The sequence below is a fragment of the Micromonospora sp. NPDC047738 genome (genome assembly GCF_040642675.1).
Taxonomy (GTDB): domain Bacteria; phylum Actinomycetota; class Actinomycetes; order Mycobacteriales; family Micromonosporaceae; genus Micromonospora.
In genome coordinates, this window is the sequence record NZ_JBEYSO010000035.1 from 14,002 (window position 1) to 39,867 (window position 25,866).

Here is a 25,866-nt window from a genome sequence, read left to right on the forward strand (position 1 = left end):
CCGACATCCCGTTGGCCTCGCCCACCCGTGGTCGTCGCCGAACCGAGTGGATTGTGTCCACGGACGGAGCCGCGGCGGACCGGATGCGGGTGAGATTCGCCCGGCCGGCACAGGTGAGACGGGGCGCCGGACGGGTATGCGCGCTGCCGCATCCGACACGGCAGCGGGGGGGCTCCGGGCAGCATGGGCGACGACAACGGCACCGTGATCATCGGCGCGGGACCGGCGGGTCTGACCGCCGCGTACGAACTGCTGCGCCACGGCGAGCCGGTCCGTGTCTTCGAAGCCGACGACGTCGTGGGCGGCATCAGCCGCACGGTCGAACGGGACGGCTGGCGCTTCGACATCGGGGGGCACCGGTTCTTCACCAAGGTCGCCCGGGTCGAGGCCCTCTGGCACGAGCTCCTGCCGGATGAGGACTTCCTGCTCCGACCCCGGATGAGCCGGATCTACTACCGCGGCGCGCTCTTCGACTACCCCCTGAACGCCGGCAACGCGCTGCGCAACCTGGGCATCGCCGAGGCGGTTCGCTGTCTCGGCTCGTACGCGTGGACGCGGCTGCGGCCGCCGAAGGACCAGTCGCACTTCGAGGGCTGGGTGTCGGCCCGGTTCGGGTGGCGGCTCTACTCGATCTTCTTCAAGACCTACACCGAGAAGGTCTGGGGGATGCCGGCTGACCAGTTGCAGGCCGACTGGGCGGCGCAGCGGATCAAGAACCTCTCGCTCGCCAAGGCGCTACGCAACGCCCTGCTGCCTGGGCGCAACCGCACGGACGTGACGAGCCTGATCGACGAGTTCCAGTATCCGAAGTTCGGGCCCGGAATGATGTGGGAGCGCTGCGCCGAGGAGGTGCAGAAGCGGGGCGGATCGGTGGCTACCCGCATCCGCGTGACCGCCGTGCACCGGGATCCAGCGACCCGGCGGGCGACCGGCGTGACCGTGGCCGACGCGGACGGGGAACGCACCGAGCGGGCCGACCACGTCGTCTGCTCGATGCCGATCTCCGCGCTGGTCCACGCCATGCGCCCGGCGGCCCCGCCCGGGGTCCGCGCCGCCGCCGACGACCTGCGCTACCGGGACTTTCTGACCGTCGCCCTGGTGGTGCCCGCCGAGTTCTCCTTCCCCGACAACTGGATCTACGTACACGATCCGGCCGTGCGGGTGGGCCGCATCCAGAACTTCGGCTCCTGGTCGCCGTACCTGGTCAAGGACGGGCGTACCTGTCTCGGGCTGGAGTACTTCGTCTTCGAGGACGACGAGATGTGGCGTACCCCGGACGAGGAACTGGTCGCGCTCGCCACCGCGGAACTGGAGCGGCTCGGCCTGGTCCGTCCCGGCTGCGTAAAGGCCGGCCACGTGGTGCGGATGCCGAAGGCGTACCCGGTCTACGACGAGCGGTACCAGCGGAACCTGGACGTGATCCGGGACTGGCTGGCCCGCGAGGTGCCGAACGTGCACCCGGTGGGGCGCAACGGGATGCACCGTTACAACAACCAGGACCACTCGATGCTGACGGCGATGCTGACCGCCGAGAACATCGCCCACGGCAGCCGGCACGACGTCTGGACCGTCAACGTCGAGCAGGAGTACCACGAGCAGCGGTCGTCCGGCGACGGCCGGCACGGCACCGGCCGGGACGCCCCGATCGTGCCCGCCCGCCCGAGCGGCCGCGTCGGGTACCGCCGGATCGGGTCGGTCCGGGCCGCCCGGCCCGCTCCGGTACGGCGCCCCTGAGCCGGCTGGGTAAGGGCTGTGACGTGAGGGTGGTCATAACGACTGGACGTCCCGGGCGGGGCTGCTGCTAGCCTTCTCGCCAGGTCATGAGCGCCAGCGCCAAGCCCCGGCTCGCTGGCCGGCAACCCTCCTCCGCGGTGGGGTGCCCCGGGTGAGGACCAGGCACCGGCAGCACGTCGGTGCAAGCGTGGCCTGGTACCCAGGTCATCACCGACCAGGGAGAACCGTGTCTGCTCACCTCCGTACCCTGCCCGCCGACGGCGTCGCCTACCCGGCCGGTTTCGCGCTGGTCAAGCGCCGGCACGTCGACCTGATGCGGGTGTGCAGCGACGCCTGTCGCCGAATGCGCTGAGCGCCCACCTCCCTCCCTTCCTTCCGCACCATCCCTTCCGGCTCGTCCGTCCCGGGCGCGCCGTCGGCGGCGTACGCCCCCGTCGCCATTCGACCCTGGAGACACCTGTGCGATTCCTTCCTGCCCTGACCCGCGTCGCCGCGCTCGGCGCCGCCGCCGTGCTCGCCGCCACCGCGCTGACCGCCTGCGGCGACAACGGCGGCGCCACCAGCGAGGCCGCCAACCCGTACGGCCTGCTCCAGGCCGGCGTGCTGCGGGCCGGCACGCTCACCGACGCCCCGCCGAACGTCTACCTGAAGGACGGCAAGTTCACCGGCTTCGACAACGACCTGCTCAGCGCGGTCGCCGCCAAGGTGGGCCTGAAGGTCGAGTTCGTCGGCACCGACTTCTCGGCCCTGCTCTCGCAGGTCAACAACCACAAGTTCGATGTGGGCAGCTCGTCCATCACCATCACCGAGGCCCGCAAGAAGACCGTCGACTTCGGCAACGGCTACGACTTCGGCTACTTCGGGCTGGACGTGCCGGCCGGCTCGTCGATCACCAGCTTCGACCAGCTCGCCGGCAAGCGGGTGGTGGTCGTGCAGGGCACGGTGCAGGACGACTACGCCACCCGGGAGAACCTCAACCCGGTGCGGGTGCCCGACTACAACGGCGCGATCAACCAGCTCAAGGCCGGCACCGCCGACGCCTGGATCGCCCCGGCCGAGATCGGCGACAAGTCCGCCGCCGACAGCAACGGCAAGATCAAGGTGGCCGCCAAGCAGCTCAGCCCGGCCCCGACCGCGTACGCGGTCGCCAAGGGCAACGACAAGCTGCGCCAGGCGCTGAACAAGGGCCTCGACGAGGTGATCGCCGACGGCACCTGGAGCAAGCTGCAGGCGCAGTACTACCCGGGCCGGCCGATCCCGGCCGACTTCAAGCCCGGCAGCGGCGCGGTCGCGGTGCCGTCGCCGTCGGCGGCTTCCTGACGTACGACGACGAACGAGCGGGGCGGTAGGAGAGACGTCTGATGGATCCGTTGAGCACCCTGTGGGAGACCTTCTTCGACTGGGACTCCATGCGCGAGGCGCTGCCCGAGATGCTGACGGTCGGGCTGCCGAACACGCTGATCCTGGCGGTCTCCGCCGCCCTGCTCGGCTCGGTGCTGGGCATGCTGCTGGCGATCGCGGGCATCTCGCGTACCCGATGGTTGCGGTGGCCGGCCCGGGTCTACACCGACGTGTTCCGCGGCCTGCCGGCGGCGGCGACCATCCTGCTCATCGGCGTCGGCCTGGCGCCGCTCGGCATGCAGGTGTGGGGGCCGAACCCCTACCCGCTCGGGGTGCTGGCGCTGTCGCTGATCGCCGCCGCCTACATCGGGGAGATCTTCCGCTCCGGCATCCAGAGCGTGGAGGCCGCCCAGTTGGAGGGGGCCCGGGCCCTCGGCTTCTCCTGGGGCGAGGCGATGCGGCTGGTCATCGTCCCGCAGGGGGTACGCCGGGTGCTGCCGGCGTGGGTCAACCAGCTGATCGCCCTGATCAAGGACTCCAGCCTGGTCTACTTCCTCGGCCTGGTGGCCAGCCAGCGCGAGCTGTTCCGGATCGGCCAGGACTACGCGGCCACGACCGGCAACGAGTCGGCGCTGCTGCTGGCCGGCCTGTGCTACCTGGCGCTGACCGTGCCGCTGACCCACGCGGTCAACTGGATCGACCGCCGGCTGCGGCAGGGCCGCAGCGTCGCCGTCGCCCCGGACGACGCCGACGACGCCGGCCTGGCCCTGGCCGGGGAGACCGGTCTGCCCACCACCGGACGGAGGGACCCGCGATGAGCACGACCGCCACCGCCACCACCGACACCTCGGTCAGCCTGGCCGTCCGGGACGTGCACCTGGCCTTCGGCGCGCATCAGGTGCTGCGGGGCGCTGACCTGGACGTGGCCCGGGGCGGCACCACCTGCGTGATCGGCCCGTCCGGATCCGGCAAGTCGACCCTGCTGCGCACCATCAACCGGCTCATCGAGCCGGACCGCGGCGACGTGCTGCTGGACGGCCGCAGCGTGCTGCGCGACGACCCGGACGCGCTGCGCCAGCGGATCGGCATGGTTTTCCAGCAGTTCAACCTCTTCCCGCACATGACCGTGCTGCGCAACATCACCCTCGCCCTGCGGAAGCTGAAGAAGCTCTCCGAGGACGAGGCGGTGCAGGTGGCCCGGGCCCAGTTGGATCTCGTCGGGCTGGCCGCCAAGGCCGACGCCCGGCCGGCGCACCTCTCCGGCGGGCAGCAGCAGCGGGTGGCGATCGCCCGGGCGCTGGCCCTGCGGCCGCAGGTGATGCTCTTCGACGAGGCCACCTCGGCGCTCGACCCGGAGCTGGTCAAGGGCGTGCTCGGGGTGATGGCCGACCTCTCCGCCGCCGGCATGACCATGGTGGTGGTCACCCACGAGATGGGGTTCGCCCGCGAGGTGGCCGACACGGTGGCGTTCATCGACCGGGGCGTCGTGCTGGAGGCCGGCGAGCCGGCCGCCGTCTTCGAGGCGCCGGAGCACCCGCGGCTGCGCCGGTTCCTGTCCCAGGTGCTCTGACCGTCCGACCGGTTGCGCGAGATCGGCGAGGCGGCGGTGTCCGGCGCGTCGGGACACCGCCACCTCGCCGATCTCGCGCCGCTACCCGCCGCCGAGCCCGCCGCCGCGTCCGTCGCAGCGGTCGGAGAGGGCGTACCGGGTAAGCACCACGTCGCCGATCTGGCGTACCTCGACGACCCGGGCACGGCGGCCCGGGTGCCAGGGGTAGCAGCCGTCCGCCACGAAGCGGGGCGCCCGGCCGTCGCCCACGAAGAACGGCGCCACCACCAGGTGCAACTCGTCGGCGAGGCCGGCGGCGAGGAACTGGGCGTGCACGCTGCCGCCGCCCTCCACCATCAGCCGGCGTACGCCCCGCGCGGCGAGGTCGGCGAGCACCGCCGCCGGGGTGACCGGCTCGCCCGCGTCGACAACGGTGGCCACCTCGCCCACCTGCTCCCGGGTCTTCTCGACCGCGCCACCCGGGCAGTAGACCAGCTTCACCCCGTCGCCGTGGGCGAAGAAGCGGGCGGCCGGGTCGAGGTCGCCGCTGCCGGTGACGGTGACCTTGACCGGCGACGGGGGCAGGCCGCGCGCCACCCGGTCGGCGCGCCGCCGCGCGGAGCGCACCAGCAGCCTCGGATCGTCCCGGCGGACGGTAGCGGCACCGACCAGGATCGCGTCGCACCCGGCCCGGACCTCGTCGATCCGGTCGAAGTCGGAGTCGTTGGAGAGCAGCAGCCGCCCGGTGGAGGCGTCGTCGATGTAGCCGTCGATCGACATCGCGCAGCTGAGCAGCACGTACGGCCGGGCGGTCACGGCACGAACGGCAGGTCGAGGGCATGGTCGGCACGGGTCGCCTTCGCCGCCAGGTAGCTGGCGTTCGCCGGGGACAGGTGCACCCCGGTCGGCACCCGGTCGACCACCGTCACGCCCAGCCGGTCGAGCTGGACCGCCTTGTCCGGGTTGTTGCTGAGCAGGTCCACCCGGGTCACGCCCAGCGCGGCGAGCATCTGCGCGGCCACGGTGTAGTCGCGCTCGTCGGCGCCCCGGCCCAGCGCCACGTTCGCCTCGTACGTGTCGAGGCCCCCGTCCTGGAGGGCGTACGCGTCGAGCTTGGCGTACAGGCCGATGCCCCGGCCCTCCTGGCGCAGGTAGAGCAGGTAGCCGCCGGCCTCGGCGATCCGCTCGACCGCCTCCCGCAGCTGGGGACCGCAGTCGCAGCGTTGGCTGCCGAACACGTCTCCGGTGAGGCACTCGCTGTGCGGGCGCACCAGCGGCGGGGACGCGTCCGGGGCGGCCGAGTCTCCCGCCCGGTCGCCGAGCCCGAAGGCGAGGTGCTCGCGGCCGTCCACCAGGCCGTGAAAGGAGTAGACCCGGGCGGCCGTCACGTACCCGTCGGGGAACCGCAGCGGGACCGTGACCTGGGTCCGGACCGTCGCCGTGGGCAGCGCTTCGTCCATCCGTTCTCCTTCGTCCGGGGCTGCCGGACGCGCCGGCACCGCACACCTCGCACCCTCACCGTAGGTGGGATCACCGACAGTCGCCGGACACCCGCGAAGGGAACCTGCGCACCAGCAGCACCGCCGCGCCGGGCAGGCTGGCGACCAGGACCAGCGCCCCGTACACCGTGGCGGTGGCGACGCCCTGGGCGGCGCTGAGCCCGGCGGCGGCGAACGCCCAGGCGGCCACCCCCTCGCGCGGCCCGAAACCGGCCACGTTCGCCGGCACCCCCATGGCGAGCAGGGCCAGCAGGGTCAGCGGCAGCAGCCGGGACAGCGGCGCGTCGGCGCCGGCGGTGCGCGCCGCGATCAGGAAGGTGGCCAGGTGGCCGGCGACCGCCACAGCGGAGGCCAGCACCACGCCGAGCCAGGTCCGCCGGGCGAGCAGCCCGGCCCGGACGTCCGCCACCGCGGTACGCGCCGCCCGGGCCCACCGGGACGCGCCGGAGCGGGGCACCGCCCGGGCCAACAGCACCAGTCCCAGCCCGGCGGCGACCAGGCCGGCCACCACCGCCGGCAGGTACGGCCGGACCGGGGAGGGCAGCACGGCCAGCACGGCCACCGCGATGACCAGCTGCACCACCTGCCCGGCGGTACGCTCCCAGACCACCGCCCGGACGCCCCGGAGCACGTCCCCAGCGTCGCGGCCGTGCCGGGTCGCCCGGTGCACGTCGCCGAGCACCCCGCCGGGGAGGGTGGAGTTGAGGAAGACCGCCCGGTAGCAGTGAGCCACGGCGGCGGGCAGCGGCAGCCGGATGCCCAACCCGCCGGCGACCAGTGACCAGCGCCAGGCGCAGCAGACCGTGGTGACCGCCCCGACAGCGAGCGCGGCGGCGAGGGCCGGCGCGTCGATCAGCCGCAGCCCGGCCAGGAACGGGCCGGTACCCACCGACCAGACCAGGACGGCGAGCACCCCGAGCCCGCCGAGCGCCCGGACCCACGGCCAGGGCGACCGGGTCGCCGGGGGCGGGCCGGCCTCGACGGCGGCCGGGCCGGAGTTGGTGACCGCGGGAGGGTCCGGGAGCGCCTTGGTGGTCGTGACGATGCTGGCATGTGACAACCGGTCCTCCCTGCGTCCACCTGTTGTCACGTGCCGTGGGGCGCCACGGTTCACCCCGCCAGCAGGTCGGCGTGGTGCAGCACCACCCGCAGCCGGCCGGCCGCCGCCTCGGCCAGCCGCCGGTCCCCGTACGCCCCGACCGCGCCGACCAGCTCCGGCCGCTCCGCCACGGCCGCGTCGAGCCAGCCGACCAGCCACTCGGCGGTCAGCGCCGCCTGGTCCGGGCCGAGCCGCCACGGGCTGGCGCGGACCTGCACGCCGACCCCCCGGCGGCGGAAGGCCGCCACGGTGGCGTCCACCGCGTGCGGCCCGAGCAGGGCCCGCCCGCTGGCGGTGCGGCGCTGGTGGGCGTTGAACGCGGCGGCGAACTCGGCGTCGAGCGGGTCGGCCGGGCTGAACTCGACCCGGCCGAGCACGGAGATCGCGAAGAGGGTGGGGTGGCCGGCGCAGGCGGTCACGATCTGCTCGATCTCCTCGGCGGTGAGCATGTCCAGCAGCGCCGACGCGGTGACCAGGTGGGCGTCGGCGAGGTCGGCGGCCCGCAACCGGGTGATGTCGGAGCCGCAGGTCTCCACGGTGACCGGGCTGCCGTCGGCGGCCACGTGCACCAGCTCGGCGGCGGCGAGCGCCCGCAGGTCGGCGTCCCGCTCGTGCAGCACCCAGTGCTGCGGTCCGGGCAGCCGGGGCGCGAGCCAGCGGGCCATCGAGCCGGTGCCGCTGCCCAGGTCGTGCACGACCACCGGGCGGTGGGCCGGCAGCCGGTGGCGGACCACGTCGACCAGCTCGGCCGAGCGGGCCGCCGCGTCGGCGGGCTCGCGCAGCCGCAGCCAGTCGGCGAAGTCGGGTGGGAGCAGGGTGGTCATGCCGTCGCCTCCGTCAGGGCCGTCGCCAGCCGGTCCGCGGTGACCGTCCAGCCGGTGAGGGTGTCCCGCCGGCGCCGGGCCGCGCCGCGCAGCCGGGTCCGCAGGTCCGGCCCGGTGAGCCAGCCGCGCAGCGCCGCGGCCAGCGCCGCGGGGTCGTCTGGAGGTACGAGCAGGCCGGGCCGGGCGCCGTCCGGGGCGTGCCCGAGCGCCTCCGGCAGCCCGCCGGTCGCGCTGCCCAGCACCGGTACGCCCCGCGCGAGCGCCTCGGTGACCGCCATCCCGTACGTCTCCTGCCGGGACGGCAGGACCAGCAGGTCGGCGGCGGCGTACGCGGCGTCCAGCGCGGCGCCGGTGCACGGGCCCGGCAGCCGGACCCGGTCGGCCAGCCCGGTGTCGGTGAGCTGCCGCCGGAGCCGGTCGACGAAGCCGGGATCCCGGGTGAGCGCGCCGACGCAGTCGCAGGTCCAGGGCAGGTCGGTGAGCGTGGCCAGGGCGGCGGCGAGCACGTCGTGCCCCTTGACCGGGGTGACCGCCGCGACGCAGAGCAGCCGGCCGCCGGCCGGTGAGCCGGGGGCGACCGGCGCCGGGTCCACGCCGGGCGGGGCGGACCACACCCGGCCGGCGGGCAGCGCGTACCGGTCGAGCAGCCGGCGGCGGGTCCATTCGCTGGTGGTGACCACGCCGGCGGCCAGCGCCAGGGTCCACGCCTCGGCCTCGTCCTCCAGCGGCAGGTGCACCAGCACCACCAGGCGTAGCCGCATGGCGTGCGGCGCCAGCACCTCGGGCGCCACGGACGCGACCAGCCCGTCGAGCAGCACGAGCGCGCCGTCGGGCAATCCGGCGAGCACCCCGGCGAGGGCGGCCCGCTCCCCCGGCCCGGGACGCGGCCAGCCGCCGGGCACCGGGTGCTCCCGCACCGCCCAGCCGAGGGCGGTCAGGCCGTGGCAGGCTCGCCGGTCGTACGCGTTGCCGCCGCTGGGGGTGGCCGGGTCGTCGATGTCGCCCGGCAGCACCACGTGGACGACCCTCATCCGGCTACCGAGACACGCCGCAGTTCGCCGCCCTTTATTGCAGGGGTGAAGCGGCTTTCCGATTCCGAGCGACCGAAGGCCGCGAGGGTTCCTGGAGTCATCCTGGTTAGTCGGGGTGGTTCTGCTGTTCGATATACAGGCGCAGTACCGACAGTAGCCCGCCGGCGGATTTCGGGGAGGTCGCGGCGTAGGTAGCGCGAGGACACGCCCTTGAGGGAGTTGACTAGCTTGGACAGTGCCACCTTGGGTGGGAAGTTGACCAACAGGTGGACGTGGTTGTCTCCGCCGTCGAACTCGACCAGTTCGCACTCGAACTGTTCGCACACGTCCCGCAGCACCTGTTCGAGGTAGCGCAGGTGTTCGTCGGTGAAGACGCGCGCCCGGTACTCCGTGACGAAAACCAAATGGGCATGAAGCACAAAAGCGCAGTGCCTCCAGGCACGAACCGGGTCATCGACGGTCATGAGCCCAAGGGTAGGATGCGGGGTGTGAAAGGGGACACCGGCCGGCGATACCGGCTGTACCCCAGCGACGAGCAGGCCGGGCGTCTGGCCTCGTGGGGGCACACGTGCCGCTGGCTGTACAACACTGCGTTGGGGCAGCGCCAGTTTGCCTGGCAGCAGCGCAAGACGACACTCGGGGTCACCGCGCAATGCGCCTTCTTGACAGAGGCGCGTAAGGACTTCGACTGGGTGGCGGACCTGCCGGCGCAGTCCGGTCAGCAGGTGCTGCGGCAACTGGATCAGGCGTACCGCAACTGGTGGAACCCGCAGCACCCGGCCGGGGCGCCGACCCGTAAACGTCGGTCTGCCCGGCTGTCGATTCCGTTCCCCGGTCAGGCGGTCCACGTCCGCCGCCTCAACCGCCGCTGGGGCGCCGTCACCCTCCCGAAGATCGGCGAGGTCCGGTTCCGCTGGTCCCGCCCCTTGGGCGGCGCGGTCCGCAACGCGGTCGTGTCCTTCGACGGCGTCGCCTGGCACATCGGTTTCGGCATCCACACCGGCGTCACGCCGCCCGAGGCGCACGCCCGGCCCGTCACGGTTGTGGGCGTCGACCGCGGAGTGAAGGTTGCCCTGGCGATGTCCGACGGCCGCATGTGGAACCGAGCCTTCACGACCTCTGGCCAGGAACGCGGCCTGGCCCGGCTCAAGTCGAAAGCCGGTCGGCAGGAGACCGCCCGCCGCAAGCGCGGCGCGAAGACCTCGAACCGGGCCCGTAAGGTCCGTGTGGAGATCGCCCGGACTGAGGCGAAGATCCGTAACCGGCGCCGCGACTTCCTGATGTGGGCCGCAAACCGGCTCTGCCGCCAGTCCGCGACCGTCAAGCTCGAAAACCTCAACACCAAGGCGATGACCGCCACCGCGAAGGGCACCATCGAGGAACCCGGCACGAACGTCCGCCAGAAGGCCGGACTGAACCGGGCGATTCTCGACAAGGGCTGGGGCATGTTCGAGACAGCCCTGGCCAACCAGGCACGCATCACCGGCACCCGAATCGTGAGGGTGCCAGCCGCATTCACCTCCCAGCGGTGCAGCCGCTGCGGGAACACCGACCCGAACAACCGCGAAAGCCAAGCGATGTTCCGGTGCGGGTCCTGCGGACACCAGGCCAACGCTGACGTGAACGCCGCGATCAACATCAGGGACACCGCCGAGGCGGCACCCCCACTCACCGGGCGGGCAGTCCGGGACAGGGATCGAAAGGTGCCCTGTCGACCACCCACCCAGCGTCGACGACGTACGACGATGGAAGCGGGAACCTCCCGCCCTTAGCCCTTCGGCGGGAGAGGATGTCAAAGGGACCGCTCGTAGCTGGCCCAGGCGACGTGCGACTCGTGCAGGGTGACGGTGATCCCGGCGAGGCCGCGGGCGTCCTCGCCGAGGCGGCCGGCGTGCACGGCCTCGGCGAGCCGGTCGGCGACCGTGCGGGCCAGCACCTCGGTGGTGGTGTTCACCCCCGCGAAGGCCGGCTCGTCGTCCAGGTTGCGGTAGGTCAGCTCGCCGAGCACGGCCTTGAGCTGCTCGGTGGCCAGGCCGATGTCGACCACGATCCCGTCGGCGTCGAGCTCCGCCCGGCGGAAGGTGGCGTCGACGACGAAGGTGGCGCCGTGCAGCCGCTGGGCCGGGCCGAACACCTCACCCCGGAAGCTGTGGGCGACCATCATGTGGTCCCGGACGGTCACGCTGAACACTGATCACTCCTCGTCGTAGGTGATGAGGTGGCAGAGCGCGGGCAGCCGGCCCGAGGCGAGCCGGTCGAGCACGTCGGGCAGCTCGGCGAAGCGGGACCGGCCGGTGAGCAGCGCGTCGAACACCGGGTCGGCGAGCAGTTCCAGGGCCAGCGCCAGCCGGTCGGCGTAGCTACGGTCGGCCCGCCGGGGCGACACCGTGCCGACCTGGCTGCTCCGCACGCCCAGCCGCTTCGAGTGGAACGCGCCGCCCAGGGCCAGGGTGACCGGGCGGTCGCCGTACCAGCTCAGTTCGAGCACGCTGCGCTCCGGGCGGAGCAGGTCGAGCGCGCGTTGCAGCCCGGCGGCGGTGGCGCTGGCGTGCACCACCAGGTCCCGGTCGCCGGCCGCGTCGGCAGGGAGGGCGAAGTCGACCCCGAGCGCGGCGGCCACCCCGGCCCGCGCCGGGTCCGCGTCGACCAGCTCGGTGCGTACGCCGGGGAAGCGGGCCAGCAGGGCGGCCACACAGCAGCCGACCATGCCCGCGCCGATCACGGTCACCCGGTCGCCGACCAGCGGCGCGGCGTCCCAGAGCGCGTTCACCGCGGTCTCCACCGTGCCGGCCAGCACCGCCCGGGCCGCCGGCACGTTCTCGGGTACGACCACCACCGCGTCGGCCGGCACCACGTACCCGGTCTGGTGGGGGTGCAGGCAGAAGACGGTCCGCCCGCGCAGCGTGTCCGGGCCCTCCTCGACCGTGCCGACGCTCAGGTAGCCGTACTTCACCGGGGCCGGGAAGTCGCCCTCCTGGAACGGTGCGCGCATGCTGGCGTACTGGTCGGCGGGGACCCGGCCGGTGAAGACCAGGGTCTCGGTGCCCCGGCTGACACCGGAGAAGAGGGTGCGGACCAGCACCTCGTCGGGGCCGGGCGGGGGGAGTTCGACCGGGCGCAGTTCACCCTCGCCTGGGGCGCGGAGCCAGAAGGCGCGGGGTTGCCGGTTCACCGATTCTCCTCTGCTCCGCCTCCGGACCGAACCGGTCGGCCGGATTTCCCGTGTTGATGGACAGGGGTTGTCGATCATAGACACGGAGGCAGGGTGTCCACGGTTCGAAACGGCCCACTGGTCGGGCTGATCGTCCAGTTCGTTCTGCTGACCGGGCTCGCCGGCACGGTGGGGATCGGCGTGCCGGGCTGGCTCGCCGGTCTGGCGTACGGCGGGGTGCTCTGCGGCCTGCTGTGGCGCGGCCTGCGCGCGAGCGGCGCGGAGCGGCTCGGCCCGGCCGACCGGGTGACCCTGACCCGGGCGCTGCTGGTCGGCGGGGTGCTGGCCCTGGTGGTGCCGGGCGGGGCCGGGCCGGCGCCGGCGGCGGTGCTGGTCCCGCTCACCGCCGTGGCGCTGGCGCTGGACGCGGTCGACGGCGCGGTGGCCCGGCGCACCGGCACGGCCAACGCGCTGGGCGCGCGGTTCGACATGGAGGTCGACGCGTTCCTGATCCTCGTGCTCAGCGCCCACCTGGCGCCGTCCGTCGGCGGCTGGGTGCTCGCCATCGGCGGCATGCGGTACGCCTTCGTCGCGGCGAGCTGGCTGCTGCCCTGGATGCGCGGCACGCTGCCGCCCCGGTACTGGCGCAAGGTCGTCGCGGCGGCGCAGGGCGTGGTGCTGGCGGTCGCGGCGAGTCACCTGCTGCCGCCGGTGGCGTCCGCCGCGCTGGTGGCCGGCGCGCTGGCCCTGCTGGTCGAGTCGTTCGGCCACGATGTGGCCTGGCTCTGGCGGCACCGCCCGGGCGGTGCGGCAGCGCCGCCCGCCCGGATCACCGCTCACCAGCCGGTCTGAGTTCACCCCGCAGGGAAGGACGTCGCCGTGTCACCCCTCATCTCCCGGCGGCGGCCGGCCGTGGGCCCGCCCGTTCCGCCGCCCCGCACCCCGGGCTCGGCGACCTCACCGGGCGAGGCCGGGCCGCCGAAGGAGCCGACGCTACCGGGCGAGGCCGGGCCGCCGAAGGAGCCTGCGCTGCCGGGCGGGGCGATCGCGCCGGAGGAGCCGACCGTGCCACGCGAGGTGGCGGCGCCGCGGGGACGCCGGATCCTGGCCGGGGTCGGCACCGGGCTGGCCGGGGTGCTGGTGGTGGCGGCGCTGGTCGTACCGGACGAGCTGCACCGGCTCGGGCCGGGCGCGTTCCTGCGGATCCCGCTGGAGGGGCTGGTCGCGGCGGGGCTGCTGGTCGTCCTCCCGGCCCGGGCGCGCCGGCCGGTCGCGGTGCTGCTCGGCCTGGTGCTGGGGCTGCTCGGCCTGCTCAAGCTGCTGGACATGGGCTTCTTCGCGGCCCGGGGCCGCCCGTTCGACGTGCTGCTCGACTGGAGGCTGTTCGACGACGGTTTCGGCTTCCTCGCCGACTCGGTCGGCCGGACCGGCGCGGTCGCCGCGGCGGCCGGGGCGCTGCTGCTCGCCGTCGGCCTGCCGGTCCTGGTGGCCTGGGGTGTGCTGCGGCTGGCCCGGGTCGCCGTCCGGCACCGGGCCACGTCGGTGCGGGTGGTCGCGGCGCTGTCGGTGCTCTGGCTGGGCTGCGCCCTGTTCGGGGTCCGGCTCGCCGACGGCGTGCCGGTCGCCGACCGGGACGCGACCGCCCTGGTCGCGGCACACGCCGGGCAGATCCGCGCCGGGCTGCGGGACCGCGTCGCGTTCGCCCGGGAGGTGTCCGTCGACGCGTACCGGGACGTCCCCGGTGACCGGCTGCTGACCGCGTTGCGGGGCAAGGACGTGCTGGTCGCGTTCGTGGAGAGCTACGGCCGGGACGCCGTCGAGGCCCCCGGGCTCGCGCCGGGCGTGGCCGCGGTGCTCGACGACGGCTACCGGCGGCTGCGGGCGGCCGGGTACGACGCGCGCAGCGGCTTCCTCCGCTCGCCCACCTTCGGCGGCGGCAGTTGGCTGGCGCACGACACCCTGCTCTCAGGGCTGTGGATCGACAACGACCAGCGCCACCGGGACCTGCTGGCCGGCGACCGGCTGACCCTGAACGGTGCGTTCCACCGGGCCGGCTGGCAGACCGTCGGGGTGATGCCGGCCACCACCCAGCCGTGGCCGGAGGGGAGGTTCTTCGGGTTCGACCGCTACTACGACGCCGAGAAGCTCGCCTACCGCGGCCCGAAGTTCAGCTACGCGCCGATGCCCGACCAGTACGCCCTGGCCACCTTTCAGCGGCTGGAGCGGGCGGAACCGCACGCCCCGCTGATGGCGGAGATCCCGCTGATCTCCAGCCACTCGCCGTGGTCGGCGATCCCCCAGCCGGTGCCGTGGGCGGCGGTCGGCGACGGCACGATCTTCCACCAGGCCAGGATCGAGGGCCCGGTGCGGCGGGACAGCGCCGCGATCCGCGCCGGCTACCGGCAGTCGATCGAGTACACGTTGCGCACTCTGGTTTCGTACGTGCTGACGTACGGCGGGGATGACCTGGTGCTGGTGTTCCTGGGCGACCACCAGCCGGCGGCGCCGGTGACCAGCGAGCACGCCAGCCGGGACGTGCCGATCACCTTCGTGGCGAAGGACTCGAGGGTGCTGGACCGGATCGCCGGGTGGGGCTGGCAGGACGGCCTACGCCCCGGGCCGCAGGCGCCGGTGTGGCCGATGGACGCCTTCCGGGACCGGTTCCTCGCCGCCTTCGGCCCGACCCACTGAGCCGGCCGCGCCATGCCCCTGTCGACAGGCCTGAGGGCTGTGGCGGACGAGCCGGACATTCTGGCGGGTGCGGTGGGCGTCGCACGGCGGGCTCCTGCCCGGCGCTACGAACTTGATGACGTAGCTGGATCGGCCCGGGAGACTGTCCGCGTCGAGCCCTTTCGAGCTGACTGCGTGCCCGACTCAGCCCACGACGACCGGGCCTGAATCGTTTACGCCATCAGGTCTGTAGTGGGCGAGGAGAACTTTCGCCAGGATGCCCCGCGGCAGCTCCGGGGCGAGGAGCAGCTCCGCCACGGCCGGCGGCAGCTTCGGCGCGGGGGCGGTGGCGTGGTCGCGCCTCCGCGACGCTCGGGAGGAGGTGCGCAGCCGGCGCCGGGCTCAGACCGCGGCGAGTGTCGGCGACCCCCGCGGGTCGCTGGGTGCGCCGTCGTCAGGCGGCGTCGCGCCGCCGGTCGCTTGCCATCGGGTCGGGCGCCTCCTGGGTCGCGTACCGCCGCCCGCCGCCCCGGGCCACCAGCATCGCCCGGCGGGCGTAGACCAGTGGCGCGCAGGGCACGCCCTGGTCGACGCAGAGGGGACTGGCACAGGCGCCCGTCGCGTCGGGCTGGTGAGCGGCGGCCACGTCGTACGCCACCCGCCACAGCAGCGTGTCGATCACGTCGTCCGGCAGCACTGCGTCGTGACTGGGCCGGACGCGGTTCGTCTCGGGCACCCCTTTCCCCTCTCGTCCTCGCTCTGGGTTCGATGACCGGAGCAGGTTGACGTCAAACCTGCCCCGGGCGACCGGTCACCGTCCATGAGGCGTCCGTCACTCAGGGAATTCTCAGGCCGGGTGCGCCGTCTATTTGATCTTCCGAGTCGACCGGACCACGATCTTCTCGAACTCCGGGTGCTTGCCCAGCCACCCGCTGAGGAACGGGCAGATCGGCACCACTGTCCGGCCCCTGGTCTGCGCGTCCTCCATCACCGCCCGGGCCAGGGTCGATCCGACCCCCTGACCCTCGAACTCCGGGTCGACCTTGGTGTGGGTGTAGGCGATGATGCTGCCGGTCAGCTGATAGGTGACCACCCCGGCGAGCGTCCCCGCCTCGTCCCGCGCCTCGAATCGCTCCCGCTCAGGTACGTCTGTCACGGTAAACTGCACCCCGCCATCCAACCACGGCGGTCAGCGGGCTCCCGGGTCCCCGGAGGTCAGCCGCACCCACCGAAGTGTCTGGGCGTTCAGGGCCACGACGATCGTCGACGCGGACATCAGCACGGCGGCGGCGGCCGGGCTGAGCGAGACACCGGCCCAGGCGAAGACACCGGCGGCCACCGGGATCGCCACCACGTTGTAGCCGGCCGCCCAGATCAGGTTCTGGACCATCTTGCGGTAGGACGCCTTGGACAGCCGCACCGCAGCAGCGACACCGCGCGGGTCGGAGGAGGCGAGCACGACACCGGCCGACTCGATGGCCACGTCCGTACCGGCGCCGATGGCCAGCCCGACGTCGGCCCGGGCGAGGGCGGGCGCGTCGTTGACGCCGTCCCCCACCATCGCCACCCGGTGGCCGCGCTCCCGCAGGCCCGCCACGATCTCGTCCTTGTCGGCGGGCAGCACCTCGGCGAACACCTCGTCCACGTCGGGCCGGAACCCGAGGTCGGCCGCGACCGCCTCCGCCACCGGGCGGGCGTCCCCGGTGATCATCGCGATCTTCCGGACCCCGAGCTGCCGCAGTTCGACGATCGCCTGGCGGGCCTCGGGGCGTACCTCGTCCTCAAGCGCGAGCGCGCCGACGACCTGCGGAGCGTCGTCGAGCCGGACCAGATACAGCACGGCGGCGCCCCGCGCCGCCCACTCCCCGTCGGCGCGGCGCAGCCCGTCCGGGACCTCGGCGGGCAACTCCCGGAGCAGGGCGGGCCCACCCACCGCGTACGCCGTCCCGGCCACCGTGGCCCGAACCCCGCGTCCCGGCAGAGAGCGGAAGTCGGTGCCGGTGGCCGGGCCGACCCGCTGGGCCGCCGCGACGATGGCCCGGGCGAGCGGGTGCTCGCTGTCGGCCTCGACCCCGGCGGCCAGCCGCAGCACCTCGTCCTCGCCGAGGCCGTCGACGGCGGCAACCCCGGTCACGGTGTGCTGCCCCTTGGTGAGCGTGCCCGTCTTGTCGATCAGCACCGCGTCCACGCTGCGCATCCGCTCCAGCGACAGGCGGTCCTTCACCAGGATCCCGACCCGCGCCGCCACGCTGGTCGACAGGGCGATGACCAGCGGTATCGCCAGGCCGAGCGCGTGCGGGCAGGAGATCACCAGCACGGTGACGGTGCGTACCACGGCCTCGTCCACCCGGCCCAGCGCGGCCCAGACGACCAGGCTGACCGCGGCGGTGGCGGTGGCGACGTAGACCAACCACGCGGCGAACCGGTCGGCGAGCGCCTGGGCCCGGCCGCCGGCCTCCTGCGCCTGGGCGACCAGCCGCTGGATACCGGCCAGCGCGGTGTCCTCCCCCACCGCGTCGACGCGTACCCGCAGGGCCGAGTCGGTGGCCACCGTGCCCGCCACCACCCGGTCCCCCGTCCCGCGCGGCACCGGTCGCGACTCCCCGGTGATCATCGACTCGTCCAGTTCGGCGGTGCCCTCGACGACGTGCCCGTCCGCAGGCACCCGCCCGCCGGGACGGACCAGCACGAGATCATCCGGGCGCAGCCCGGCCACCGCCACCCGCTGCACCGAGCCGTCCGGCCCGACCCGTTCGGCCTCGTCCGGCAGCAGGGCGGCCAACGCGGCCAGGGCCCCGCGCGCCTGACCGATCGCCGTCATCTCCTGCCAGTGGCCGAACAGCATGATCGTGACCAGCGCGGCGAGCTCCCACCAGAAGTCCAGGTGGAAGACGCCGATGGTGGTCGCCACCGAGGCGAGGTAGGCCACGGTGATCGCCAGCCCGATCAGCAGCATCATGCCGGGCGCCCGGTCCCGCACCTCCCGGACGGCCCCGACCAGGAAGGGCCAACCGCCGTAGCCGAACACCACCGAGCCGAGCACCGGACCCACCCACGTCACACCCGGGACGTGCAGCGAATAGTGCAGCCAGCTCATCACCAGGTGACTGGTCAGCACGACGGGCACGGTCAGCGCCAGGCAGAGCCAGAACCGACGGCGGAACATCGCCGGGTCGTGGCCGGCGTGCTTGTCGTGCCGGTGGTGCGCCGCCCGGCCGCAGGCGCCGCCCGGCCGCCCGGCGCTGTGGTCCACCGCTCTCGCCTCCCGCGGGTTCCATCGGAGGCTACGGCTCCCGGCTCCCCGCCGCACGGGCCAAGCAGGGAGATCAGACCAACGAGTGCCCGACGTGGCGGGCCGCAGGCCGGCAGGCACGGCTCGGCGTGGTTGCCGAGTTGCCGGTACTGCGGTGGGCCGGTGCGGACGGCCACCCGGGGTTACGCTCGGCTCACGACGGAGCCGGAGGACGGCATGAGCAGCCAGATGACCGAGACGGTGATGCCGGCGGCGTTCTTCGGGCATGGCAACCCGATGAACGCCCTGGAGGTCAACCGCTACACGGCCGCCTGGCGGGAGTTCGGCCGGGCGGTGCCCCGGCCCCGGGCGATCCTGGTGGTCTCCGCCCACTGGTACATCGGCGCCACCGCCGTCACCGCGATGCCCCGGCCGCGCACCATCCACGACTTCTACGGCTTCCCGCAGGAGCTGTTCGACGTGCGCTACCCGGCGCCCGGGCTGCCCGAACTGGCCGAGGAGATCAGCGACGCGGTGCATCCCACCTGGATCGGCGCCGACCTCGACTCGTGGGGCATCGACCACGGCACCTGGTCGGTGTTGACGCACGCCTTTCCCGACGCGGACATCCCGGTGGTGCAGCTCAGCATCAACGCGTTCAAGCCGCTGGACTACCACCTCGACCTCGGCGCCCGGCTCGCGCCGCTGCGCGAGCGCGGCGTCCTCGTCGTGGCCAGCGGCAACGTGGTGCACAACCTGGGTGGAGTGGACCCCCGGCTGACCGACGAGGGCTTCGACTGGGCGCGGCGCTTCGACGACGCGGCCCGGGACATCATGCGGGGCAGCCCGACCGAGGCGGCCCGGCTGGATGGGCACCGCGACTTCGACCTGGCCGTACCGACCCCCGACCACTTCATCCCGCTGCTCTACCTGGCCGGGTTGGCCGGCGCTGACGACGGCCGGCCGGACGTGCTGGTCGACGGATACGCGTACGGTTCGCTGTCGATGACGGCGTACACGCTGGGGCTCCACTGCCGCCAGGAGGAGCCCGCCGCCGGCGCACCCGCGCTCCCGAGGGAAGTGCCGCCGGACTCGGCCAACATCTGATCGGCGCGGAATTACCGCACGGTCCGGTGCCCGGTCGCCGGATTGCGGCTCTGCCAGGGCCACCGGCCGTCGATCTCCACCTCCAGCGAGAAGCTGAGGAAGGTCCGGACCAGCACGATCAGGGCCAGCACGCCGACGCTGGCGAAGGTGGGCGAGACCGCCACGGTACGGATGATGTCACCACCGACCAGGAACTCCAGGCCGAGCAGGATGGCTCGCCCGACGCCCTGCCGGTAGGGCGGGTAGACGTCGACCAGCCGGCGGGTCCGCCACCAGCCGCGCACGAAGACGACCGTGGCCATGATGACGCCCACGGCGATGACCAGCACCCCGGCGAGGTCCAGGGACTCGCCGATCAGCTGGATGATCTCCCTGGTCGGCATCCGTCACCCCCGGCACCCGGCTCGCTGCGGGACCCACCATCCCGCATCTCCGGCCGCCGTCTGGGCGGTTTCGGCAGTTCGGAGTGCGACGACGGGAAAGCCTGCGGCGGCCCATCCCGCCCACCTAGGGTGGGAGCACAGGCGAGGCGCAGTTGGCGAGGAGCGGACGTGACGGAGCCGGAAGAGGACGAGGAGAAGACCCACAAGACCGACGAGGTGCTCTTCTCCCCTGACGGGGACCCGCACCACACCCCGTCCCAGAACCCACGGCCCGACGAGCACCAGCCGGTGCGGTTCCAGCACGACGGCGAGACGGACACCGTCGTGGACGAGTGACGACGGTGGAGGCGTCGGCCGACGCCCCCACCTCGGTCGGACTGGTCAGTCCTCGGCTCGCCAGCGGTAGAACGGCTTGGCCACCGAGTCCTGCGGCCCGCGCCAGATGTCCGGACGGTACGGGCTGATGTAGGGGCTGAGGTCCTCCATCACCTTGCTGAAGGCCGGCTTGTCGTGGTTGTGCCGCATGGCCTCGGCGAGCGACGCGTCCTGCTCGAGCAGGTGCACGTAGACGTCGTCGATGGCGTACAGCCAGCGTCCGGTGACCCCCAGCTCGGCGGGGAGCGGGCCGGCGTCGGACTCGGTGAAAACGCGCGCCACGTCGGGCTCGGCGCCGGGCTTGATCCGGCCCACGATCATGGTCAGCGTGGTGTCCTCCGGCCCCTTCCCGTCCGGCACCCACTGGTAGAACTCCTTCGCCACGGAGTCGGACGGGTTCTTCCAGTACCTCGGGTACGGCGTCACGTACGGGCCGATGGCCTCGGCGATCTTCTGGAACGCGGGCAGCCCACGGGTCTGGCCGGACACCTTCGGGTCCTGCTTGCGCTCGATGACGTGGATGTAGAGGTCGTGGTGCGACAGCAGGATCCGCCCGATGACTCCGAGGTCCTGCGGTCGGGTGGTCTTGTCGTAGTGCCCGAAGACGTCGCCGACGATGTTCTCACTGCCGGGGACCATGCGGCAGACGATCACGTTCCGGAAGACCATGGCTGCTCCTTGGGTGGGTTTCGGTTGTACGGCGGACGGGGACGCGGCGCACCGGAGGTGCTCAGGCGGCGAAGGTGACCGGAAGCTCCAGCAGGCCCCGGAACGGCGACGCGGCCGGCAGCCGGCGTACCTCGGCGACCGGCACGGCGAGCCGCAGCCCGGGCAGCCGGCGCAGCAGCGCACTGAGGCCGATCTGCGCCTCCATCCGGGCCAGCGAGACGCCCAGGCAGTAGTGGACGCCGTGACCGAAGCCGAGGTGCGGGCCGCGGACGCGCCGCAGGTCCAGCTGGTCCGGGTCGGTGAAGTGCGCCGGGTCGTGGTTGGCCGCATTGATCACCACTCCGACGATCGACCCGCGCGGGATGCACACCCCCTCGTACTCGACGTCCTCGGTGGCGATCCGCGGGCTGGCCACCGGCAGCGGGCCGTCGAACCGGAGCAGTTCCTCGATCGCCGACGGCAGCAGTTGTGGCGTGGTACGCAGCAGTTCCAGCTGCTCGGGATGGGTCAGCAGGGCCAGCGTGGCGTTGCCGAGGAAGTCCGCGGTCGTCTGGTGCCCGGCGAACAGCAGCAGGAACGTGGTGGTGACCAGTTCCGCTTCGGACAATGCCCGATCCCGGTCACAGGAGTCGATCAGCGCGCCGATGATGTCGTCGGCCGGGTGCGCGCGTTTGGCCTGCATCAGGTCGACGAGGTAGTCGTGCAGCTTCAGCTGGGCCTCCTGTACGGCCGCCCGCTCCTCCTGTGGAGGGCGGCGGGAGGACCCGGAGGTCCGGATCACCTGGGTCCAGTCGAGCACCCGCCCGTGGTCGGCCTCGGGGATGCCGAGCAGCTCGCAGATCACCATCATCGGCAGCGGGATCGCGAACTCGTGCATCAGCTCGGCCTGGCCCTGCGGGACGATCCTGTCGAGCAGGCCGTCCACGATCTGCGCCACCCGCGGCCGCAGCGCCTCGATCCGGCGCGGCGCGAACGCCTGCGAGATGATCCGGCGCAACCGGGTGTGCTCCGGCGGGTCCGAGTTGAGCATGTTCTTGTTGAGGCCCTCGGAGTTCGGCCCGAAGAGCCGCAGGTAGTGCTGGCCGGGGCCGTAGAGGTCCTTGGACAGCCGCGGGTCGGTCAGCGCCGTCTTGGCGTCGTCGTACCTCGTGATCAGGTACTGGTCGAAGCGGGGCGAGCTGACCGGGCACACCGGTCGGTCGTCCCGCAGCCGCGCGAAGCTGGGATACGGGTCGGCGGCGAACTCGTCGGTGTAGAACTCCGAAGCGGGTAGGGCCGGCTCGGTCATCTCGCCTCCTCGGGCTCGCTGCCGACGCTGTGCAGCACCTGGTAGGTGTGCCGCTGCGCGGATTCGCGCAGCTCACGGATCATGCGCAGGAGCCGGTCCCGGTGCTCGCTGCGGCCGAAGGCGTCCAGCCGTTCCCGGTCCGCCCAGTCGCTGATGATCAGATAGCTGCGCGGGTCGTCGGCGTCGCGGACCAGGTCCTGGTGCAGGCAGCCGTCCAGGGTGCGGATCTCCTCGGCCGCGGAGAGCCACTCCGCCTCGAAGCGGTCCTCGCAGCCTTCCCTGGTCCGCATCGCGAGCACGGTGCGCACCCGGGTCATCGCGCACCGCCGAACACCAGGTGCAGGTGCTTGCGCAGCGCGTCGGCGTCGATCGGCTGGCTGCGGAACCCGACGTGCCCGTCCGGCCGGACCAGGTACAGGGCGGCGCCGGCGACCCCGTACGCGGCGCGGAACCGGCCCTCGTCGTCGCGTACCACCGGCGGCGCGAGCAGCCGCGGCGCCTGGGCGTCCGGGCCGAGCAGCAGGTACCCGTCGACCTCCCCGGCCGTCTGGCCGCGGACCTCGGCGTACAGCTTCTCCACCGCGGCCAGCGCCGCCTCGTCGGCGGAGCCGTCCGCGTACACCAGCAGGGTGTGCCGGGTGCCGCGGGTGAGGTCGCGCAGGCGCAGCGGGTGTCCGACGCCCTGCCGGCGCAGGCCGCCGACGTCGGGGGCGCGGTCGCCGGGCCGGGGGCCCTGCCGCAGCGCGTCCGGGTCGGTCAGGCACTCGCCGACGAGCGGGCTGTCGGCGTAGCTGAGCAGCATGGACATCTCCTGCAGGAACTGGCGCTTCAGGTCCTCGCGGTCCAGCTCGTCGGTGAAGGCCATCCGGACCGCGCGCCCGACGATCTCCTCGCCCTCCGGGCGCCGCTCGGTCTCGTAGCTGTCGAGCAGCCCGGGCGCCGCGATTCCGCGTACCGCCAGGGCCAGCTTCCAGGCCAGGTTCCAGGCGTCCTGGATTCCGGTGTTCATGCCCTGGCCGCCGGCGGGCGGGTGCAGGTGCGCGGCGTCGCCGGCCACGAACACCCGGCCGTCCCGGTAGCGGTCGACGATGCCGTGGCTGATCCGGAACACCGACGACCAGCGCAGGTTCGACGCCCGGGTGCCGGGCGGGGCCAGCTGGTCGAGCGCGGCCTGTACGTCGGCGAGCGTCGGCGCGGCCAGCTCCTCGCTGAACCCCGGCGGTGCGTCCTGCCCGCCGGTCTGGGCGAAGAACCGGGGCGGCGCCAACGTCGCGATACGGTACCGGGCCTCGCCGCGCAGCGGGACGCAGACGAGCATCCCGTCCATCCGGCCGTCGGTCTCGTGCAGGAACCGGAGCAGGTGGCCGTCCGGCATGTCCCAGTCCACGTCGACGTCGCCGAGCATGAAAAGCTGCGGGAACCGGCCGAGCCCGCCGGTGAAGGTCAAGCCGAGCAGCTCGCGGACCCGGCTGTGCGCGCCGTCGCAGCCGACCAGGTACTTCGCCCGTATCGTCTCCCGGCCACCGTCGGCGGTCGCGACCGTGGCCAGCACGCCGTCGTCGTCCTGGGTGAACTCGACCAGCTCGGCGCCGCGCTGCGGGCGTACGCCGAGGGTGGCCAGCCGTTCGGTGAGGATCCGCTCGGTCTCGTACTGGGGCAGGCCGAGGTGGGCGTACGGCAGCTCGGGCAGCTCCCAGCTCATCCGGTGGGTCTCCACACCGTTGACGAACACCATGTTCCCGGTCAGCCAGATCCCGGCGTCCATGGCCTCCCGCACGATGCCCTGGTCCTCCCAGAGCTCCATCGTGCGGCAGTGCACGCCGATCGCCTTGTCCGCCTGCCCGGGCGGCGTGGCCAGCTTGTCGATCACCCGGCACTCGATGCCGCGCCGGGCCAGCTCGACGGCGGCGGTCAGCCCGGTGGGCCCCGCCCCGACGACCAGTACGTCCGTTGTCCTGTCCACGTCGGCCTCCCTGCCGGTACTCAGTGCCCAGGTGCTTCCGGAATCGGCCGCGACGTGGAACAGGCGGCGCCGGAAGTCGAGAAGGAACGGTGCGATCGGCCCAGCCTCCTGCTCGGCGTGCGCCGGGTCGCCGATCCAGCGGTAGAACTCGGCTTCGCTGTTCCATTCAGCGAAGATGTGGAAGATGTCCGCACCGGGCTCGCGCAGCAGCTCCTCGCGCACGTACCCGGGTATCCCGGCCATCCGGGTGAGGACCTCGGCGTAGCCGCGCTCGAACTCGGCGAGCCGGGCGGCCGGCACGGTGACCTCGACGTCCACGAAGATCGTCGAGCCGGCACCGCCGGGATCGCGCATCACCCGGTAGCTGCCCGGGCCGGGCGGCTCGACCAGCGGCCGGACGGCGCCGGCGAAGCGCCCGGCGACCGCCCCGTTCTCGTAGTCGCGCAGGGCCGACTCGTCGGCCCACTCGGTGACGACGACGAACACGCGCGGGTCGCTGGCGTCGAGCAGCAGGTCCTGCCGGAGGTTGCCGGCCAGGCCGGCGATCTGCCCGGCGGCCGTCCGCCACGCCGCCGCCACGGCGGGCTCGCACCCCGGACGCGCGCGCATCCGGACCATCGTCCTGATCATGAGGTCTCCTTCGACGGCCTACGCGGGCAGACGGTGGACCTGTCGAGGCCGGCGGGCCCGGACCACCACGACGTCGTCCTGCGCACCCTGCCGGAGGTCGCGTCAACCCGCCGTCACCGGCGGGCGGCGGGCTGTCCGCGACCGGTGACGCCGTGGGGACGGGCCCGGACTAGTCGTCCAGTGCGGTACGCGTGACCATGTCGGGCGACCAGCTGAACTGGTAGCGCGGGCCGGCGACCGACTGGGCGAACGCCTTCGCCGCGGCCGAGGAGCTCACGATGCGCCAGTCCAGCTCCTTGTTCACCTCGAACCAGATGAGGCCGATGATGTCCTGGTGTCCGGGCAGCGCCCGGAACGCCTCCTTGATCCATTCGGCTTTGCGCTTGTGGCCGTCGGAGGCACCGGTCTCGGTGATGACCATGGGTTTGCTGGTGAACGTGCGGATCTCCTTGATGGTGGGGTTGAAGATCGAGTCGAAGGACCGGTACCTGGAGAACGCCCCCGTGCCGTAGTAGCCGGTGGCGCCCACCCAGTCGACGTAGTCGTCGCCCGGATAGAGGGCGGAGAGCTTCGGCGTCGACCTGCTCCATCGGGCGTTCGGGCTCCAGACCCAACTGACGTTGGTGGCCCCAACCGTTTGGAACAGATCATGTACGTGGCGCCACGCCTTGACGTAGTCGCCCTTGCGGTTACCGTTGACCGACTCGCACCACGGGTACCAGAAGCCGTTCATCTCGTGTGCGAACCGGATCGCCACCGGGTAGCCGAGCGACTTGATCCCTTCGGCCCAGGACCGCAGGTAGCTGTCGAAGTCCCCCCGCGCGATCCGGGACAACCGGTAGGCAGGCTGGTTGGAGCGGAGCTTGTCGATCTCACGGGCGGGCAACCGCTTCTTGCGGGCCGCTTCGTCCAACCGGTAGTCCCAGGGTTCCCAGCCCAGCATCGGCAGCATGCCCCGGTCCTTGATCCGGTCGAAGGGCATCCGGTCGAACTGGTCGGCCGCCCACCCGGCGCTGAACAGCATCACCTGCGGCTGGTGCTTGGCGGCCGCCGTGAACGTGTCCAGCGCAGTGAAGTCGTACGGGCCCTGCTGGGTGAAGGCCCCGATGAACGTCTTCCCCGCGGGCGGGAAGAGTTGCTGCCCCGGTGGTGGTGACAGGATCGGGTCGGCTGGCGCGAGCCCGTTGGCTTCGGTCGTCACCACCGAGTCCTGTTGTTCGGCCGGCGCAGGCCGGTGAGACGCGGGTTCGTCCCGGGACGTGGTGACCGGCGCGACAGCGAAGGCGTACGCCAGCAGCAGCACGCCGACCGACACCATCGC

The 25,866-nt window shown here is 73.0% G+C and carries 25 protein-coding genes, 2 pseudogenes and 1 riboswitch; of the genes and pseudogenes, 10 read left to right on the forward strand and 17 right to left on the reverse strand.

From position 1 onward, the window contains the following. The first annotated feature begins 183 nt into the window (after positions 1 to 183). The 5 genes from ABZ783_RS32300 to ABZ783_RS32320 all read left to right on the forward strand — a co-directional run bounded on the left by ABZ783_RS32300 (position 184) and on the right by ABZ783_RS32320 (position 4,645). Positions 184 to 1,734, forward strand: a complete 1,551-nt coding sequence (locus tag ABZ783_RS32300) for an NAD(P)/FAD-dependent oxidoreductase (protein WP_357445157.1) — start codon at positions 184 to 186, stop codon at positions 1,732 to 1,734. Positions 1,735 to 1,816: 82 nt separating this feature from the next. After that, positions 1,817 to 1,928: riboswitch (SAM riboswitch) on the forward strand. Positions 1,929 to 1,960: 32 nt separating this feature from the next. Continuing rightward, the gene (locus ABZ783_RS32305) at positions 1,961 to 2,086 is read left to right on the forward strand and encodes a hypothetical protein (protein ID WP_357445160.1); all 126 of its coding nucleotides are present in this window, start codon (positions 1,961 to 1,963) and stop codon (positions 2,084 to 2,086) included. Positions 2,087 to 2,193: 107 nt separating this feature from the next. Further along, on the forward strand, positions 2,194 to 3,054 hold the full coding sequence (locus ABZ783_RS32310) for an ABC transporter substrate-binding protein (RefSeq protein WP_357445163.1): 861 nt from the start codon (positions 2,194 to 2,196) through the stop codon (positions 3,052 to 3,054). 41 nt (positions 3,055 to 3,095) lie between these two features. After that, the gene (locus ABZ783_RS32315; RefSeq protein WP_357445166.1) at positions 3,096 to 3,893 is read left to right on the forward strand and encodes an amino acid ABC transporter permease; all 798 of its coding nucleotides are present in this window, start codon (positions 3,096 to 3,098) and stop codon (positions 3,891 to 3,893) included. Continuing rightward, positions 3,890 to 4,645 (forward strand): amino acid ABC transporter ATP-binding protein, encoded by a 756-nt coding sequence (locus tag ABZ783_RS32320; RefSeq protein WP_357445169.1) that lies wholly within the window; start codon positions 3,890 to 3,892, stop codon positions 4,643 to 4,645. The genes ABZ783_RS32315 and ABZ783_RS32320 overlap by 4 nt, the downstream gene beginning before the upstream one ends. Positions 4,646 to 4,726: 81 nt before the next feature. On the opposite strand, the gene ABZ783_RS32325 is transcribed toward ABZ783_RS32320, so the two are convergent. The 6 genes and pseudogenes from ABZ783_RS32325 to tnpA form a co-directional block, all read right to left on the reverse strand. Then, positions 4,727 to 5,440 carry a dihydrofolate reductase family protein gene (locus ABZ783_RS32325; RefSeq protein ID WP_357445172.1) on the reverse strand — a complete coding sequence of 238 codons (714 nt, stop codon included), beginning with the start codon at positions 5,438 to 5,440 and terminating at the stop codon, positions 4,727 to 4,729. After that, the gene (gene ribA, locus ABZ783_RS32330; protein WP_357445175.1) at positions 5,437 to 6,084 is read right to left on the reverse strand and encodes a GTP cyclohydrolase II; all 648 of its coding nucleotides are present in this window, start codon (positions 6,082 to 6,084) and stop codon (positions 5,437 to 5,439) included. The genes ABZ783_RS32325 and ribA overlap by 4 nt, the downstream gene beginning before the upstream one ends. A gap of 70 nt (positions 6,085 to 6,154) precedes the next feature. After that, a complete protein-coding gene (locus ABZ783_RS32335) occupies positions 6,155 to 7,036 on the reverse strand; it encodes a lysylphosphatidylglycerol synthase domain-containing protein (RefSeq protein ID WP_357445250.1) in 882 nt (293 codons plus the stop codon). Positions 7,037 to 7,233: 197 nt separating this feature from the next. Beyond that, on the reverse strand, positions 7,234 to 8,046 hold the full coding sequence (locus ABZ783_RS32340; RefSeq protein WP_357445178.1) for an SAM-dependent methyltransferase: 813 nt from the start codon (positions 8,044 to 8,046) through the stop codon (positions 7,234 to 7,236). Then, a complete protein-coding gene (locus tag ABZ783_RS32345) occupies positions 8,043 to 9,077 on the reverse strand; it encodes a glycosyltransferase family 4 protein (RefSeq protein ID WP_357445181.1) in 1,035 nt (344 codons plus the stop codon). The genes ABZ783_RS32340 and ABZ783_RS32345 overlap by 4 nt, the downstream gene beginning before the upstream one ends. A 106-nt stretch (positions 9,078 to 9,183) precedes the next feature. After that, positions 9,184 to 9,541 (reverse strand): annotated as a pseudogene (gene tnpA / locus ABZ783_RS32350) (IS200/IS605 family transposase). Between the two features lie 15 nt (positions 9,542 to 9,556). On the opposite strand from tnpA, the gene ABZ783_RS32355 reads away from it, so the two are divergent. Further along, complete coding sequence (locus ABZ783_RS32355; protein WP_357445253.1) at positions 9,557 to 10,849, forward strand: transposase; 1,293 nt, start codon at positions 9,557 to 9,559, stop codon at positions 10,847 to 10,849. Between the two features lie 20 nt (positions 10,850 to 10,869). Here the strand turns inward: ABZ783_RS32355 and ABZ783_RS32360 are convergent, their stop codons facing one another. Next, positions 10,870 to 11,268, reverse strand: a complete 399-nt coding sequence (locus ABZ783_RS32360; RefSeq protein ID WP_357445184.1) for a 6-carboxytetrahydropterin synthase — start codon at positions 11,266 to 11,268, stop codon at positions 10,870 to 10,872. Between the two features lie 3 nt (positions 11,269 to 11,271). After that, the gene (locus tag ABZ783_RS32365; RefSeq protein ID WP_357445186.1) at positions 11,272 to 12,249 is read right to left on the reverse strand and encodes a dehydrogenase; all 978 of its coding nucleotides are present in this window, start codon (positions 12,247 to 12,249) and stop codon (positions 11,272 to 11,274) included. A 93-nt stretch (positions 12,250 to 12,342) separates the two neighbouring features. Between ABZ783_RS32365 and ABZ783_RS32370 the strand changes: the two are divergent. Continuing rightward, positions 12,343 to 13,026, forward strand: a pseudogene (locus ABZ783_RS32370) (CDP-alcohol phosphatidyltransferase family protein); the annotation flags it as partial. An 81-nt stretch (positions 13,027 to 13,107) separates the two neighbouring features. Beyond that, positions 13,108 to 14,919 carry a sulfatase gene (locus ABZ783_RS32375; protein WP_357445189.1) on the forward strand — a complete coding sequence of 604 codons (1,812 nt, stop codon included), beginning with the start codon at positions 13,108 to 13,110 and terminating at the stop codon, positions 14,917 to 14,919. Positions 14,920 to 15,352: 433 nt separating this feature from the next. Here the strand turns inward: ABZ783_RS32375 and ABZ783_RS32380 are convergent, their stop codons facing one another. The 3 genes from ABZ783_RS32380 to ABZ783_RS32390 all read right to left on the reverse strand — a co-directional run bounded on the left by ABZ783_RS32380 (position 15,353) and on the right by ABZ783_RS32390 (position 18,064). Continuing rightward, the gene (locus tag ABZ783_RS32380) at positions 15,353 to 15,634 is read right to left on the reverse strand and encodes a hypothetical protein (RefSeq protein WP_357445192.1); all 282 of its coding nucleotides are present in this window, start codon (positions 15,632 to 15,634) and stop codon (positions 15,353 to 15,355) included. Between the two features lie 129 nt (positions 15,635 to 15,763). Then, on the reverse strand, positions 15,764 to 16,054 hold the full coding sequence (locus ABZ783_RS32385) for a GNAT family N-acetyltransferase (RefSeq protein WP_357445195.1): 291 nt from the start codon (positions 16,052 to 16,054) through the stop codon (positions 15,764 to 15,766). A gap of 33 nt (positions 16,055 to 16,087) precedes the next feature. Continuing rightward, positions 16,088 to 18,064 carry a heavy metal translocating P-type ATPase gene (locus ABZ783_RS32390; RefSeq protein ID WP_357445256.1) on the reverse strand — a complete coding sequence of 659 codons (1,977 nt, stop codon included), beginning with the start codon at positions 18,062 to 18,064 and terminating at the stop codon, positions 16,088 to 16,090. Positions 18,065 to 18,367: 303 nt separating this feature from the next. Between ABZ783_RS32390 and ygiD the strand changes: the two genes are divergently transcribed. Next, the gene (gene ygiD / locus ABZ783_RS32395) at positions 18,368 to 19,237 is read left to right on the forward strand and encodes a 4,5-DOPA dioxygenase extradiol (protein WP_357445198.1); all 870 of its coding nucleotides are present in this window, start codon (positions 18,368 to 18,370) and stop codon (positions 19,235 to 19,237) included. Between the two features lie 11 nt (positions 19,238 to 19,248). Here the strand turns inward: ygiD and ABZ783_RS32400 are convergent, their stop codons facing one another. Then, on the reverse strand, positions 19,249 to 19,620 hold the full coding sequence (locus ABZ783_RS32400) for a DUF1622 domain-containing protein (RefSeq protein WP_357445201.1): 372 nt from the start codon (positions 19,618 to 19,620) through the stop codon (positions 19,249 to 19,251). 168 nt (positions 19,621 to 19,788) lie between these two features. On the opposite strand from ABZ783_RS32400, the gene ABZ783_RS32405 reads away from it, so the two are divergent. Beyond that, positions 19,789 to 19,956 (forward strand): hypothetical protein, encoded by a 168-nt coding sequence (locus tag ABZ783_RS32405; protein WP_198940372.1) that lies wholly within the window; start codon positions 19,789 to 19,791, stop codon positions 19,954 to 19,956. A gap of 45 nt (positions 19,957 to 20,001) precedes the next feature. Here the strand turns inward: ABZ783_RS32405 and ABZ783_RS32410 are convergent, their stop codons facing one another. The 5 genes from ABZ783_RS32410 to ABZ783_RS32430 form a co-directional block, all read right to left on the reverse strand. After that, complete coding sequence (locus ABZ783_RS32410; RefSeq protein WP_357445205.1) at positions 20,002 to 20,664, reverse strand: TcmI family type II polyketide cyclase; 663 nt, start codon at positions 20,662 to 20,664, stop codon at positions 20,002 to 20,004. 61 nt (positions 20,665 to 20,725) lie between these two features. Beyond that, entirely contained in the window at positions 20,726 to 21,952 is a 1,227-nt protein-coding gene (locus ABZ783_RS32415; protein ID WP_357445208.1) for a cytochrome P450, read from the reverse strand. Further along, positions 21,949 to 22,242: an antibiotic biosynthesis monooxygenase family protein gene (locus ABZ783_RS32420; protein ID WP_357445211.1), complete on the reverse strand. Its 294-nt coding sequence runs from the start codon at positions 22,240 to 22,242 to the stop codon at positions 21,949 to 21,951. The genes ABZ783_RS32415 and ABZ783_RS32420 overlap by 4 nt, the downstream gene beginning before the upstream one ends. A gap of 23 nt (positions 22,243 to 22,265) precedes the next feature. Next, the gene (locus tag ABZ783_RS32425) at positions 22,266 to 24,545 is read right to left on the reverse strand and encodes an FAD-dependent monooxygenase (protein ID WP_357445214.1); all 2,280 of its coding nucleotides are present in this window, start codon (positions 24,543 to 24,545) and stop codon (positions 22,266 to 22,268) included. 169 nt (positions 24,546 to 24,714) lie between these two features. Beyond that, positions 24,715 to 25,863: a glycosyl hydrolase gene (locus tag ABZ783_RS32430; protein ID WP_357445217.1), complete on the reverse strand. Its 1,149-nt coding sequence runs from the start codon at positions 25,861 to 25,863 to the stop codon at positions 24,715 to 24,717. Between the last annotated feature and the right edge of the window lie 3 nt (positions 25,864 to 25,866).